The organism is Rhizobium sp. AB2/73, assembly GCF_020871915.1.
Lineage (GTDB): Bacteria > Pseudomonadota > Alphaproteobacteria > Rhizobiales > Rhizobiaceae > Rhizobium > Rhizobium dioscoreae.
In genome coordinates this window covers 373,037-386,439 of record NZ_CP067072.1, presented here as the reverse complement: position 1 = coordinate 386,439, position 13,403 = coordinate 373,037, and the positions used below count along the sequence as shown (strand labels likewise).

12 protein-coding genes are annotated in these 13,403 nt (G+C 60.1%); 5 read left to right on the top strand and 7 right to left on the bottom strand.

Features of this window, described 5'->3' with window-relative positions; genetic code table 11:
* Nucleotides 1-4: 4 nt before the first annotated feature.
* Both I8E17_RS21465 and I8E17_RS21460 read left to right on the top strand, forming a co-directional pair.
* On the top strand, nt 5-382 hold the full coding sequence (locus I8E17_RS21465; RefSeq protein ID WP_141720091.1) for a hypothetical protein: 378 nt from the start codon (nt 5-7) through the stop codon (nt 380-382).
* Between the two features lies 1 nt (nt 383).
* Nucleotides 384-1,490 (top strand): branched-chain amino acid ABC transporter substrate-binding protein, encoded by a 1,107-nt coding sequence (locus I8E17_RS21460; protein ID WP_069614661.1) that lies wholly within the window; start codon nt 384-386, stop codon nt 1,488-1,490.
* 86 nt (nt 1,491-1,576) lie between these two features.
* On the opposite strand, the gene I8E17_RS21455 is transcribed toward I8E17_RS21460, so the two are convergent.
* From I8E17_RS21455 to I8E17_RS21440, 4 genes are all read right to left on the bottom strand, one after another.
* Nucleotides 1,577-2,401: a sugar phosphate isomerase/epimerase gene (locus I8E17_RS21455; RefSeq protein WP_069614662.1), complete on the bottom strand. Its 825-nt coding sequence runs from the start codon at nt 2,399-2,401 to the stop codon at nt 1,577-1,579.
* 25 nt (nt 2,402-2,426) lie between these two features.
* Nucleotides 2,427-3,602, bottom strand: a complete 1,176-nt coding sequence (locus I8E17_RS21450; RefSeq protein ID WP_069614663.1) for a dihydrodipicolinate synthase family protein — start codon at nt 3,600-3,602, stop codon at nt 2,427-2,429.
* A gap of 12 nt (nt 3,603-3,614) precedes the next feature.
* Nucleotides 3,615-4,772: a Gfo/Idh/MocA family oxidoreductase gene (locus I8E17_RS21445; protein WP_069614664.1), complete on the bottom strand. Its 1,158-nt coding sequence runs from the start codon at nt 4,770-4,772 to the stop codon at nt 3,615-3,617.
* A 129-nt stretch (nt 4,773-4,901) separates the two neighbouring features.
* On the bottom strand, nt 4,902-5,609 hold the full coding sequence (locus tag I8E17_RS21440; protein WP_083258280.1) for a TetR/AcrR family transcriptional regulator: 708 nt from the start codon (nt 5,607-5,609) through the stop codon (nt 4,902-4,904).
* Between the two features lie 287 nt (nt 5,610-5,896).
* Here I8E17_RS21440 and I8E17_RS21435 point away from each other — a divergent pair, with 287 nt between their 5' ends.
* Nucleotides 5,897-7,117 carry a TIGR03862 family flavoprotein gene (locus I8E17_RS21435; RefSeq protein ID WP_069614752.1) on the top strand — a complete coding sequence of 407 codons (1,221 nt, stop codon included), beginning with the start codon at nt 5,897-5,899 and terminating at the stop codon, nt 7,115-7,117.
* An 11-nt stretch (nt 7,118-7,128) separates the two neighbouring features.
* Here the strand turns inward: I8E17_RS21435 and I8E17_RS21430 are convergent, their stop codons facing one another.
* Nucleotides 7,129-8,082 carry an NAD(P)-dependent oxidoreductase gene (locus I8E17_RS21430; RefSeq protein WP_069614665.1) on the bottom strand — a complete coding sequence of 318 codons (954 nt, stop codon included), beginning with the start codon at nt 8,080-8,082 and terminating at the stop codon, nt 7,129-7,131.
* A gap of 549 nt (nt 8,083-8,631) precedes the next feature.
* Between I8E17_RS21430 and I8E17_RS21425 the strand changes: the two genes are divergently transcribed.
* Together I8E17_RS21425 and I8E17_RS21420 are read left to right on the top strand one after the other, a co-directional pair.
* Complete coding sequence (locus tag I8E17_RS21425) at nt 8,632-10,206, top strand: gamma-glutamyltransferase family protein (RefSeq protein ID WP_069614753.1); 1,575 nt, start codon at nt 8,632-8,634, stop codon at nt 10,204-10,206.
* Nucleotides 10,203-11,447 carry an amidohydrolase family protein gene (locus tag I8E17_RS21420; RefSeq protein ID WP_069614666.1) on the top strand — a complete coding sequence of 415 codons (1,245 nt, stop codon included), beginning with the start codon at nt 10,203-10,205 and terminating at the stop codon, nt 11,445-11,447. Before I8E17_RS21425 ends, I8E17_RS21420 begins: the two co-directional genes overlap by 4 nt.
* A 93-nt stretch (nt 11,448-11,540) precedes the next feature.
* Here the strand turns inward: I8E17_RS21420 and I8E17_RS21415 are convergent, their stop codons facing one another.
* Entirely contained in the window at nt 11,541-12,455 is a 915-nt protein-coding gene (locus tag I8E17_RS21415) for a proline iminopeptidase-family hydrolase (RefSeq protein ID WP_069614667.1), read from the bottom strand.
* A gap of 54 nt (nt 12,456-12,509) precedes the next feature.
* On the bottom strand, nt 12,510-13,292 hold the full coding sequence (locus I8E17_RS21410) for a LuxR family transcriptional regulator (RefSeq protein WP_069614668.1): 783 nt from the start codon (nt 13,290-13,292) through the stop codon (nt 12,510-12,512).
* Nucleotides 13,293-13,403 lie beyond the last annotated feature (111 nt).

Here is a 13,403-nt window from a genome sequence, read left to right as displayed (position 1 = left end):
CTCCTTGGCATGCGTTGCGACCGGCGCTGCGGCTTATGTGGATCAGCGGTCTGTAGATTTCCACCTCCCGTCTCACCTAACCTTCCTGCCATATGACCTCGATCCTCGCGGCAAGCAGGCAACAACCATCCCTCGTCAAAATTTTCGAAAAAACGCTAAAATTGTCTTCGCGACGGTTATTTTCTTGCGGAATCGTCGCAATATTCCTACACAAAATACCCTCATGAGCGCTTTCGAGATCAAAAAATGTCCGAAGGCGATCATCGGCTTCGATATCAGCTTTGTCTCTTTAAAAAGAACGCCTCACGGCAGTTTGCGCGTCGAGACAGGCGATTGCGGGCGGGTTCAAAGGGTGCTGCCGCGCCCATCCAAGGAGAGCTAACATGAGTCTGAAGACATTGACGGCCGCGACCTTCGTCGCTTCGCTGGCCTTCGCACCTCTCGCACATGCGGACATCACCATCGGCCTCATCGCGCCGCTGACCGGCCCGGTCGCAGCTTACGGCGAGCAGGTCAAGAATGGCGCGCAGACCGCTATCGACGAAATCAACAAGAGCGGCGGCGTTCTCGGCCAGAAGCTCGTCCTGAAGCTCGGCGACGATGCCGGCGATCCGAAGCAGGGCGTATCCGTCGCCAACGGCTTTGTCGGCGACAGCATCCGCTTCGTCGTCGGCCCGGTCACTTCGGGTGTTGCCATTCCGGTTTCGGACGCGCTGGCCGAAAACGGCATCCTGATGGTCACGCCGACCGCAACCGCTCCGGACCTGACCAATCGCGGTCTCACGAACATCTTCCGCACCTGCGGCCGAGATGACCAGCAGGCCGTCGTCGCCGGCGAATATGTCGTGAAGAACTTCAAGGACAAGAAGATCGCCATCCTCAACGACAAGGGCGCCTACGGCAAGGGCCTGGCGGACGCCTTCAAGGCAGCGATCAACAAGGGCGGTATCACCGAAGTCGTCAACGACTCGCTGACCCCGGGCGAAAAGGATTACAGCGCGCTGACGACGAAGTTGAAGCAGGCTGGCGTCGAAGTGATCTATTTCGGCGGCTATCATCCGGAAGCAGGTCTGCTGGCCCGCCAGCTGCACGACATCTCCGTCAAGGCGCAGATCATCGGCGGCGACGGCCTTTCCAATACCGAATATTGGGCGATCGCCAACGATTCGGCTGCCGGCACGCTCTTCACCAACGCGTCTGACGCGCTGAAGAACCCGGATTCGCAGAGCGCCGTTACCGCCCTCAAGGCACGCAACATCCCGGCCGAAGCCTTCACGCTGAACGCCTATGCTGCCGTGCAGGTGTTGAAGGCCGGCATCGAGAAGGCCGGCAAGGCAGATGATGCCGAAGCAGTCGGTACCGCTCTGAAGAAGGGCGAACCGATCGACACCGCCATCGGCAAGGTCACCTACGGCGAAACCGGCGACCTGACCTCGCAGAGCTTCTCGCTCTACAAGTGGGAAGGCGGCAAGATCGTTTCGGCCGAGTAAGCCGTTACGTCGATGGTTTGAAATAGGAGCCGGGCCAATTGGTGGTCCGGCTTTTTTATTGGCGATGCTGCCTCAGCCGCCGCAAATCAGCAGACGCTACGGAAACGCTCGATGCAGGTGGAGAGAACCTCCTCGCCCGGTCGCTTCCACCAATTGTTCTGAGAGAAGATTTCGACTTCCTGCAGGCCGAAAAAGCCGGCCTTTTCAATCTCGGCGCGGATGCGCTTCAAGTCGATGACGCCGTCGCCCATCATGCCGCGATCGAGCAGCAGGTCCGTGGTCGGCACCAGCCAATCGCAGATATGATGCGCCAGGATGCGGCCATCGGCGCCAGCACGCGCGATCTGCTGATAAAGCTTCGGGTCCCACCAGACGTGGTAGACATCGATCGCGACGCCGATGCCTTCGCCCAGGAAATCGCAGATGTCGAGCGCCTGCTCCAGCGTGTTCACGCAGGCGCGGTCAGCCGCGTACATAGGATGCAGCGGCTCAATCGCGATCGGAACGCCGGCGCTGCGCGCATGCGGCAGGATCGCCGCGATACCGTCCGCCACCATCTCGCGGGCCTGAGTGATATCCCTCGATCCCTCCGGCAAGCCGCCGACGACGAGAACGAGGCAATCGGCATTCAGCGCCGCCGCTTCGTCGATCGCCCGCTTGTTGTCGTCGATTGCAGCCGCCCTACCCTCGGCGCTTGCCGCGGGAAACATGCCGCCGCGGCAAAGCCCGGTCACCTTGAGCTTGTTGTCGGCGACGATGCGAGCAGCCTCCGAAAGCCCGATCTTGTGCACCTGATCGCGCCAGGGCGCAATCGCGACGATATCCTGCTTCAGGCAGGCTTCGACCGCCTGGCGCATGTCATATTGCTGGCGCACCGTCGCCAGGTTGATGGACAGACCCTCTACGGCCATCGTGATCCTCCCCCATTCCTATCCGCTAGTCGATGCCGATGGTGGCAAGGATTGCTTTCATGCGATAGACTGCGAGATCCGGATCACGCAGTACGCGCGCCGTGTCCGCCAGACGGAACAGCTCCGAAAGATGCTGGATCGAGCGGGCGCTCTGCTGGCCGCCGAGCATCTGGAAATGGTCCTGGAAGCCGTTGAGATAGGCGAGGAACACGACGCCAGTCTTGTAGAAGCGCGTCGGCGCCTTGAAGATATGGCGCGATAGCGGGACGGTCGGCGCCAGGATCGCGTGGAAGGCGTCGAGATCGTTCCGGGCAAGCTTCGCAAGGGCCGCACTCGCGGCCGGCGCGATGGCATCGAAGATGCCGAGCAGGGCATGCGAGTAACCCTGCTCGTCACCGGCGATCAGTTCTGCGTAGTTGAAATCGTCGCCGGTATACATCTTGACCGACGGATCGAGCCGGCGGCGCATGACGATTTCTTTCTCCGCCGAAAGCAGCGAAATCTTCACGCCATCGACCTTGGCCGCATTCTGATTGATGATCGCGGTCGCGGTCTCCATGGCCTGCATATCATCGGCAGAGCCCCAATAGCCCGCCAGGGCCGGATCGAACATTGAGCCAAGCCAGTGAATGATGACAGGCTCTTTGACCTGTCCAAGAATGCGGTCATAGACCCGAACGTAATCGTCCGGACTCTTTGCGGCGGCGGCAAGTGCCCGGCTGGCCATCAAAATGACGCGACCACCCTGCCCTTCCACATAGGCGATCTGTTCCTCATAGGCGCGGATGACATCATCGATCGTGACATCGGGACGGGGCTGCAGATGATCGGTGCCGGCGCCATAGGCGATCACGGCATCCGGCCGACCGCGAGCCGCCGACTGCGCATGCGCGATCAGTTCTTTCGCTCCGGCCCAGTCGAGCCCCATGCCGCGCTGCGCGGTATCCATCGCTTCCGCGACGCCGAGACCGAGGCCCCAGAGATATTCGCGGAAGGCGATGGTGCGCTCCCAGTCGATGTTGCGGTCAAGCCAGGGATCGTTGTCGGCAAGCGCATCTACGACAACATGCGCGGCGGCATAGGCGACACGATTGAAATGATGACCGCCCGCCGGCTTCACAGGCGCGATCAGCGGATCGTTGGCGGGGGTAAAGACGGCGATCGTGCCGTCTGCCCTTGGCAGGTGAAGGCTTCTCTCCATGAGGCCAGCCTCCTAGCGGGCCGAAAGGGAGGGAACGTCGACCCAGCGACGTTCCGCCCAGCTCTTCTGTGCCAGCTCCGCCAGCTGCACGCCCTTGGCGCCCTCGCGAAGTGTGAACTTCCACGGCGCGTCCTCGGCCACATGGCACAGGAACTGCTCCCATTGCGCCTTGAAGCCATTGTCGAAGGCCTGTGTGTCCGGCACCTCTTCCCAGGTGTCGAAGAAATTGATCGGCTGCGGCTGATCCGGGTTCCACACCGGCTTCGGCGTGTTGACGCGATGCTGTGTCCAGCAACGCATCAGCCCGCAGACGGCCGAGCCATGAGTGCCGTCGACCTGGAAGGTGACGAGATCGTCGCGGCGAACCCTGACTGCCCAGGAGGAGTTGATATGCGCGATAACGCCGCCTTCGAGCTCGAAGGTTGCATAGGCGGCATCGTCGGCATCGGCGACATAGGTGTTGCCGTTCTCGTCGACGCGGCTTGGAATATGCGTGGCGCCAAGGCAGCTGACCGATTTCACCTCGCCGAAGAGATTGTCGAGCACATAACGCCAATGCGGCAGCATATCGAGGATCATGCCGCCGCCGTCTTTTTTGCGGTAGTTCCAGGAGGGGCGCTGTGCCTTCACGCCCCAATCGCCTTCGAAGACCCAGTAACCGAACTCACCGCGCACGGAGAGGATCTTGCCGAAGAAGCCGCTATCGCGCAGCATGGCGATCTTGCGCAGCCCAGGCAGGAAGAGCTTGTCCTGGACGACACCGTTCTTGACGCCGCGACGCTCTGCCGAAGCCGCAACCGAGAGCGCCTCCTCCAGCGTCTCCGAGATCGGCTTCTCGCAATAGACATGCTTGCCGGCCGCAATCGCCTTCTCAAGAAGCTCGACGCGCATCTGCGTCGAACCGGCATCGAAGAAGATCGTATTGCTGGGATCGGCAAGAGCGGCCTCGAGATCGGTCGTCGTCTTGGACAGACCGTGCTTGCGGGCAATCGCCTCGATCTTTTCGGCATTGCGTCCGACAAGCAGCGGCTCCGGCATCAGCCTATCGCCGTTCGATAGAAGAACGCCGCCCTGTTCGCGGATCGCCAGGATCGAACGCACGAGATGCTGGTTATAGCCCATGCGGCCGGTAATGCCGTGCATGATGATGCCGATCGGCTTCGTTGCCATGAGTTTCTTCCTCCCGTAAATAACTATATAGTTACATAACTGACATGGCAAAGCCATACTGTCAACGGCCATCGTCAATGGCCGCAGCGGCAATCGTCTATCGTTGCCGGGCCTGTTGCGCGGGAGATTTCAGGGACGCAGATAGGCGAAAATCACGTCGACGATATGCTCCCCCCAGGCGTCGATTTCGCTCTTGTCCGAGAGATTGCGACGGAAGATCGTCGAGAGCGTCCAACGGTTCGTCAGGAAGAACGAGCCGAGGGCCGCAATGCTCATATAGATTTTCACCGGATCGCAGCCGCCGCGGAATACGCCCGCGGCCGCGCCACGATCGAGCAGGCCGGAGATTTCGGAGACCAGCGGCGAGTGCAGCTCGAAAATGCGCGCCGAACGCTTCAGGAAGCGGGCCTTATGCATGTTTTCCGTGCTGAGGATTCCCAGGAATTCAGGGTGATCCAGAAAATATTGCCAGGTGAAGACGACGAGCTCCCGCAAGCCGTCCGCAGGGGAGCGATGTGAGAGGTCGAGCCGAGCTTCCGCCGAACGGATGGCGATATAACTGCCTTCGAGAACGGCGACGTAGAGCGCATCCTTGCCGCCGAAATAGTGATAGAGCATCCGCTTATTGATTTTCGCCCGTTCGGCGATGGCATCGACGCGGGCGCCGCCATAGCCGCGCTCGGCAAATTCCTTGGTCGCGGCAGCCAGAATAGCCTTGCTGGTGCGTTCCGCATCCCTGAGACGGGGCCGTTCCGAAGCTGCGCGCGAGGGGGCTTTCTCTGCATTCGCAAGGCCTGCATTCCTTGCGCTGCGCTTCACGGTCTTGGCTTCTGACATCATGGCTCCCGGCGGCATTTCGTGGGGGCTTATGCGGCCCACCCTCACGCCGATAAGTAACCGATCATCGCATAAGTTGACAGCCCCCGGTGAATCAGAAGCAATAGTAACCATATGGTTATATCGATTTAAACGTGGATATGGCAAAGGATACGAGAGGAAACGTGGGATTTCCGGCGCTGCCGTAACCCGTCTGAACGACAGTGAGATTGGACTGGGCTGGCGACGATCTTGCGTTCGGTTCCTATCCGGCCTTAGAGAACAATAGCAAGCGGCACCGGGTGAGCATGACAAAAACACAAATCGCAATCATTGGCGGCGGCCCTGCCGGGTTGATGGCGGCAGAGACCTTATCGCGGCTTGGCCATCGCGTCGTGATCTACGACGCCATGCCGACGGTCGCGCGCAAGTTTCTGCTGGCCGGAAAATCCGGTCTCAACATCACGCATTCGGAAGATTACGATGTCTTTGCCACCCGCTTCGGCGCGGCTTCGTCCCGATTGCGCGCAGCGCTTGACGATTTCCAACCTGACGAGATCAGAGCCTGGGCAAAAGGCCTGGGAACGGAAACCTTCATCGGCTCGTCCGGCCGCGTCTTCCCGAAAGTCATGAAGGCCTCGCCGCTGCTGCGTGCCTGGCTGGCCAGGCTGCAGGCGGGTAATGTCAGCATCATGACGCGGCATCGCTGGTGCGGCTTCGAGGACGACAGTCTAGTCTTCGAAACACCGAACGGGCGCGAGCTCGTGCGTCATGACGTCGTTTTGCTGGCACTCGGCGGGGCAAGCTATGCCCGGCTCGGATCGGATGCGGCATGGGTCAGCTGGCTTCGCGATAAAGGGATCGATACCGCCGCCTTGCAGCCGGCCAATTGCGGTTTCGATGTCACCTGGAGTGCGACCTTCAGCGAGCGCTTTGCCGGCGAACCCCTCAAAGCCGTGACGGCAACATCGGAAGCCGGGACTTTTCCCGGCGAATTCGTCATCTCGAAAACAGGGATCGAGGGCAGTCTGGTCTACGCGCATGCCGCTTCGCTGCGCGACCGGTTGGCAAAAAAGGGTGAGGCCTCGCTCGTCGTCGATCTGGCCCCGGGACGCGATGAGGTGCGCTTGGCGCGCGATCTGACGCGGCAAGACCCAAAGGCCAGCTTCTCCAATCGCCTGCGCAAGGGCGCCGGCATCGAGGGCGTCAAGGCAGGCCTTTTGCGCGAGCTTGCCGAGCCCGCAGTTCTCTCGCATCCGGAAGCGCTTGCCCGCCGGATCAAAGCTCTGCCGATTCCGTTGCTGAGACCAAGGCCCATTGCCGAAGCCATCTCGTCTGCCGGCGGCATTCGCTGGGATGAGCTCGACGAGAGATACATGCTGAAGAAACTTCCCGGCCTGTTCGCGGCCGGAGAGATGATCGATTGGGAAGCGCCGACCGGCGGCTATCTTCTGACGGCCTGCTTTGCAACTGGTCATGCGGCAGCAAAAGGCATGGATGCCTGGCTCAAAACCACTGACCAGGCTTAAAAACTGGCCTTTCAACCGATCCGACCATTCTCCATCAGCCAGGCAACCGCCTCCTGAACGGCCTGCAGCGACGTATAGCGCGGCCGGTATCCAAGCAGCCTCTCGGCCTTCGCAATCGAGCAATTCGGGCTTCTGGCAATGTGCTCCCAGGTCGCCTGCGCATCTTCCGCCGGCTGGCCTTCGGCCCATGCCTCATAGGGCAGAAATTCCAGCTTAGGTTCATGTCCGAACCAGCGCGACATCGCTTCGGCATAGCCTCTGAGCGTTAGCGCACCGGCTGAAACCGCATGGAAAGCCTCGCCTGTCGAGGCCTGCCAATTGGCGATAGCGCCCATGAACATTTGCGCGACATCGTCAGCATGAACGTGGTGGACCGTCTCCAAGCCGAAATTCGGCAGGACGAGGGTTTCACCGCGCGCCAATGTCGAAAATGCCGACAGGTTGAAATGCCCGGCCGGGTTGAGAGGCTCCCAGCCTGGACCGACAATATGGCCGGGATGGATCAGGGTAGCGGGAAATCCCCTGCGCCGCGCCTCCTCGAGCAGATGCGCTTCAATCGCCGCCTTCTGGGTGCCATAGTCGCCGAAGGGCCGCTTCGGCGCCTCTTCCGGCGTCGGAACCACGGTCGAAAATCCATGCGTCCAGATCGTACCCGTATGCAGGAAATGGCCGACATGATCGGTGAGCGCCTCGGTCAGATGCCTTGCGCTATCGAGCGTGAAGCAGATCATGTCGATGACGATATCCGGTTTCAAGGCGCGAATGGCTGGACCGAAGCTGCCCTCCTTCTCCATGGCGGAGCGATCCATCGCCTGCATCTCCACATCATTCCACGCTTTGTTCGGCGAATAGGGTTTGGCGTGGCCGCGGCTGATCGCCACGACCTCATGCCCTGCTTCCACAAGCCGCGGCACGAGATAGGTGCCGATATGGCCCGTTGCACCGATAATCACCGTGCGCGTCATGATGTTCTCCCAAGGTCAAGATCGAAATCGGCGGCTGCCGATATGAAAGAAATGATCTGCTCCGTGAGAATAGGAGAGCGGACGGCTTTGTCATCCCTCTCGTGGCTGAAAAGTCATTCACCACCGTCTTCATTGCAGGAGGCGGTGACGGAGGCATCCCGAGCATCACTTTAGCGTGGACAATGGTGTAATGCGCTGCGATCGAGATTGCGGATAGCACCCGCAGACAGCCCAGCGCGTCATTCAATGGCAGCGGCGTCTTCCAGACCGCATCGGGACTGAACCGCCACTTTTTCCATCACCCATACACGAACATGCGAATTCCTGGGCACTCGCTGAGGCAGGAACGCAAGATCGGCCCTTGGCATCTTTGCAGCCTTGGCAACAAGGAACTGATTTATTCTGAATAGATACAATGGCTTGAATCATGATCGTCCAGCTGGGGCGCCTTATGGCATCGGGATTGCATGTCTGGCTTTCCAGACCATGCCGCCAGGATTTACCAATGCCGAACAAGACATCATCGCCATCCGTGCGACCGCTGATTTCATGACCCCCTCCGCCAGACAGACCGCTCAAACCAATTCGCCATCGTCCCATGCCATGATTGCGACACCGCATTGGCAGGCCAGCGAAGCAGGCGCAAAAGTGCTCAGACGCGGCGGCAATGCGATTGAGGCATTGGTCGCGGCCGGAGCTGCTCTATCGGTAACCTACCCCCATTTCTGCGGGCTGGGCGGGGACGCTGTCTGGCTGGTGGCGGACGAAACAGGCAATGCACAGACTTTCCTCGGCATCGGGCAGGCGGCTGCGGCCATTCCGCGTGGAGACATACCTTTGCGGGGCGCGGCCTCTACACTGACGACGGCCTGCCTCGTGGATAGTTGGGGGAAAGTGCTTGCCTATTCCGCCGACACATGGGGCGGCACGGAGCGATTGCCGGCCCTCCTCGACGACGCCATCGCACTGGCGGAGGCCGGCTTCGAAGTCAGCAGGTCGCAAGCCTTCTGGTACGAATTCCGACGCGATGAGCTGGAGGGCTGGCCGGGCTTCACGGGGCTCTTCCGGTCCGGCAGCATCCAGCACCAGCCCGCTTTGGCGCAGACGCTCAAAGCCATAGCGCGTCACGGTACCCGCGAATTCTATGAGGGGGCTCTCGCCCGTCGAATTGCGAACGGGCTTGCAGAGGCCGGCTCTCCTCTTTCGGCCGCAGATCTTGCTGCCACGCGGACTGATGTCGCGGCTCCTCTCCAGCAGGCGTATCGCGACACCATACTTCTTGCTCCACCCCCACCGACGCAAGGAATAACCACCCTCGGCATCATGGGTGTGCTCGACCATTTGCCGATGGCGAATTTCCGGCCCGACGGTCCAGCCTATTATCATGCGCTGGTCGAAGCCGTGAAACAGGCGTTCCTCGATCGGCATGCGATCGCCGACCCTCGTTTCGCCGAGGACGTGTCGAAATACCTCCTCGATCCGACGCGCCTTGCCGCCAAGGCTGCGGCGATCGATCCGGCACGAGCCCTGCCTTGGCCACAAGATTATCGACACGGCGACACGGCGCTGCTTGCCGCCGTGGATGCAGACGGAAGATGTGCGTCGCTGCTGCAAAGCCTCTATTTCGACTGGGGCAGCGGCGTAGTGGTCGGCGACACTGGCCTCCTCTGGCAAAACAGAGGGGCGGCCTTCAGCACCGATCCGGTAAATCCCAACTATATCCAGCCTGGAAAGCGTCCTTTCTATACGCTCAATCCAGGTCTTGCGCTGAAGAACGGACGTCCGCATCTGGTCTACGGCACACAGGGCGCGGACGGTCAGCCGCAGACGCTGTCGCTGCTGCTCAGCCTGCTGATCGATCACGGCCTTGATCCCGCTGCGGCACTCGCACGCCCGCGCTTCTTGCTCGGCCGCACATTTTCCGACAGTCGGGATAGCCTGAAGATCGAGGAAAATATTGGCGCCGAAACGGTTTCCGTCCTCGCCGCCATGGGACATGAGATCTCAACCATCGACGCCTTCAGTCCACTTGGGGGCCAAGCCGGCGTGATCCGCATCGGTGAAGACGGGGCGATCGACGGCGCGCACGATCCGCGGAGCGACGGAGGCGCGATCCTGCTGTGAGCGCCAACGGCCAACCGTTCGATCTCATCATTCGAAATGTCCGTGTCGTAGAAGATGGCGATTTCGTCGACATCGGCGTGCGGGGTGACCGGATTTCAACCATCGAAGCCCGCATTCGATGTGACGCAATATCGGACGTAGACGGCGGGGGAAGCTTCGCCTTTGGCGGATTTGTCGATACCCACATTCATCTCGACAAGGCCTGCATTCTCGACCGCTGCGCGGTTTGCGAGGGAACGCTTGCCGAGGCCGTGCGGGAAGTCGCCAAAGCGAAGGCAGGCTTCGAAGAAGCCGATGTTTATTCGCGCGCCGCACGCGTCGTGGAGAAAGCGATATCCCATGGCACGACGCGGATGCGCACCTTCGTTGAAATCGATCCGCGCGCGGGCTTCCGCTCCTTTGAAGCGATCAAGCGCATCCGGGGGGATTATGCCTTCGCGATCGATATTGAAATCTGTGCCTTTGCCCAGGACGGGCTCACGAATGAACCCGAAACATACGACATGCTCGACGCAGCACTTGCCGATGGTGCGGATCTGGTGGGTGGCTGCCCCTATACAGATCCTTCCCCCGGCCGGCACGTGGACATGATTTTTGCCCTTGCCGTAAAGCACAATGTCGCGGTGGACTTTCATCTCGATTTCAGTCTCGATCCGGATCGAACCGATCTGCCCGACGTGATTGACGCGACGCTCCGTCATGGCTGGCAGGGTCGCGTATCGATCGGCCACGTCACTAATCTGTCGGCCATGCGGCAGGCGCAGATTCTTGCTATTGCCGATGACCTGGCAAAAGCAGGGATCGCTTTATCGGTGCTTCCGGCAACCGATCTGTTTCTCATGGGCCGAGGTCAAGACCGCTTGGTTCCGCGTGGCGTAGCGCCGGCCCATCTGCTTGCAGAAAGAGGAGTCGTCACCTCAATCGCGACCAACAATATTCTCAATCCCTTCACGCCCTATGGCGATGCCTCGCTCATTCGCATGGCCAATCTTTACGCCAATATCGCCCAGCTTTCGCGTGACGAAGATATGAGCCTGGTTTTCGACATGGTGACCGGAATGACAGCGGGCCAACGCGACGGCAGCACATATCTGCAAGCCGGCGACGAAGCGACGATCGTGCTCCTCGACAGTGCCGGCCCCGGTGCGGCCGTGCGCGAGATTGCCCGAGTGATTGCCGGCTGGAAAAAGGGGCGCAAGAGCTTCGATAACGGCCGCCCCATGCTCCACAAACCGATCTAGAACACTGCGCTATTCCATTAGCGAGCAGAGTTGATCCACGCCGGAAGAAGCGAGGCGGGCATCGCAACTCGACACGCCGTTAAGGCCGAAAGATCAGTCATGTCGCTCCAGGAAACTTGAAACCGTCTTCAGGCAAAGATCCTTTTCTTCGACATGTGGCATATGGCTGGAATTTTCAAAGAGCACCCACTCGCAACCTTTGACGCCATCGACATAAGGCCTGACCACAAGCGGCGTCGCCTCGTCATATTTGCCCGAGATCAGCAAGGTCGGCGCCTCGATCAGGGGAAGTCTGTCTTCGATCGTCCAATCCTTCATCGTGCCGATGACGTGAAACTCGGTCGGACCGTTCATGTTGCGGTAGACGGTATTGTCCTCGTCCATGGTGGCGAAGGTGCGGGCAACCTCCTCCGGCCAGGGCACGACGCGGCAGACATGGCGATCGTAGAAGACGCGGGAAGCTGCGATATATTCCGGATCGGTGATCGTGCCGGCCCGTTCGTGCTTCAGCAGCGTGTCCTGCACCTCCTGCGGCAGCTCCTCGCGAAGGCGGTTCGCTTCCGCCACCCAGGTGTGCATGTTGGCCGGCGAATTGGCGATCACCAGTGCCTTCAGACCCTTCGGTCGACGCACCGCATGTTCGGCGCCCAGCATGCCGCCCCAGGACTGCCCGAGAAAAGCGTAGCGCTCCTGAATGCCGAGATGCCTTAATAACGTATCCAGCTCATCGAGAAACAGCGCCGGCGTCCAGAAATCAGGACCCTTATCAGGCAGGCGCGTGGACTTGCCATTGCCGAGTTGATCGTAGTGGATGACGGCGCGGCCATCGATTTCGGCAATGCCCTTGAAACTGTCGACGTAGTCATGAGTGCAACCCGGCCCGCCATGGGCGATGACGAGCGGCAGCTTGCCGGAATCGAGCGATCCGGTGATGCGGTACCACGTCCGATATTCACGAAAGGGCAGAAAGGCTTCCTGCGTCGGGATTGCGGCCACGTGTCTCTCCATCTCCAGGCTTCGATGGACCAGACCATAACGCGGCCGAAACGGGTACGGCAGCTATCACAAGTTATAGGGTGGCTGCGCGTCCAGCAGCCGATAATGCGTGGCCCGGACGACCGCCTGGGTGCGGTTCTTGGCGCCGAGCTTCTTTGCCGCGGCATTCAAGTGCATGACGACGGTCGGCACCGAGCGATCGATGATGCGCGAGATCTCCTTGGCGGAATAACCCTCGGCGGAATAGCGCAGGCATTCCCTCTCGCGCTCCGTCAGCCGGATCTTGCCGACACTCAGCGCTGCGGTATCGAAGAGCGAATAGGCCGTCTCATGAAAAACATGCGCAAGCAGATTGAAATCGGCGATATAGCGCAGAGCGTCACGCTCGAACTCCTTGTTGGCACCAAATCGAATTCCGGTGACCGTCGCATAATCGCCGCGCGGCATGTGCACCGGCACTGTGACACCCGTCGACATGTCACGCTCGCTCAAATATCGCGCAACGGGAACCGTATCCTCGCTCATGAAACGCTTGATCAGCGTATCGGCATTGGGATCGTAATTCCAGAAGAACGGCGCCGAAGTCCGTAGCGCCACCTGTTGCACGGGATCGATGCGGAAATAACCGCGATCGAACCAGTATTCATACATGTCGTCGGAGATGTTCCTTAGCTTCAAAAGCGAAGGGATCATGATCTTGCCGTCTAGGTCGTAAGGCACCGGCGAATAATCATAGATCAAAGCCTCGAAACCGATTGCCTTCATGCTCTCGAAGATATGATCGATGCGGCCGTCCAGCGTCTGATGCGCCGTGAATTGGCGCCTGATGGTTCCGATTTGATCGAACATGCAGCGGTTCCCGTCTGTGCCTGCGACCTCGCAACCTATCACTTCTTATAGCTGGTGCCGAGCGCGGTTTAAGGTAAAAATTTAGCCATGCTCAAATATTGAGCAAGCAGA

Coding starts and splice junctions, on each gene's coding strand:
- I8E17_RS21425 (WP_069614753.1), top strand. CDS start 8,632: ATGACCCCCTCCGCCAGACAGACCGCTCAAACCAATTCGCCATCGTCC.
- I8E17_RS21430 (WP_069614665.1), bottom strand. CDS start 8,082: ATGACGCGCACGGTGATTATCGGTGCAACGGGCCATATCGGCACCTAT.
- I8E17_RS21410 (WP_069614668.1), bottom strand. CDS start 13,292: ATGTTCGATCAAATCGGAACCATCAGGCGCCAATTCACGGCGCATCAG.
- I8E17_RS21460 (WP_069614661.1), top strand. CDS start 384: ATGAGTCTGAAGACATTGACGGCCGCGACCTTCGTCGCTTCGCTGGCC.
- I8E17_RS21445 (WP_069614664.1), bottom strand. CDS start 4,772: ATGGCAACGAAGCCGATCGGCATCATCATGCACGGCATTACCGGCCGC.
- I8E17_RS21450 (WP_069614663.1), bottom strand. CDS start 3,602: ATGGAGAGAAGCCTTCACCTGCCAAGGGCAGACGGCACGATCGCCGTC.
- I8E17_RS21415 (WP_069614667.1), bottom strand. CDS start 12,455: ATGGAGAGACACGTGGCCGCAATCCCGACGCAGGAAGCCTTTCTGCCC.
- I8E17_RS21440 (WP_083258280.1), bottom strand. CDS start 5,609: ATGTCAGAAGCCAAGACCGTGAAGCGCAGCGCAAGGAATGCAGGCCTT.
- I8E17_RS21455 (WP_069614662.1), bottom strand. CDS start 2,401: ATGGCCGTAGAGGGTCTGTCCATCAACCTGGCGACGGTGCGCCAGCAA.
- I8E17_RS21435 (WP_069614752.1), top strand. CDS start 5,897: ATGACAAAAACACAAATCGCAATCATTGGCGGCGGCCCTGCCGGGTTG.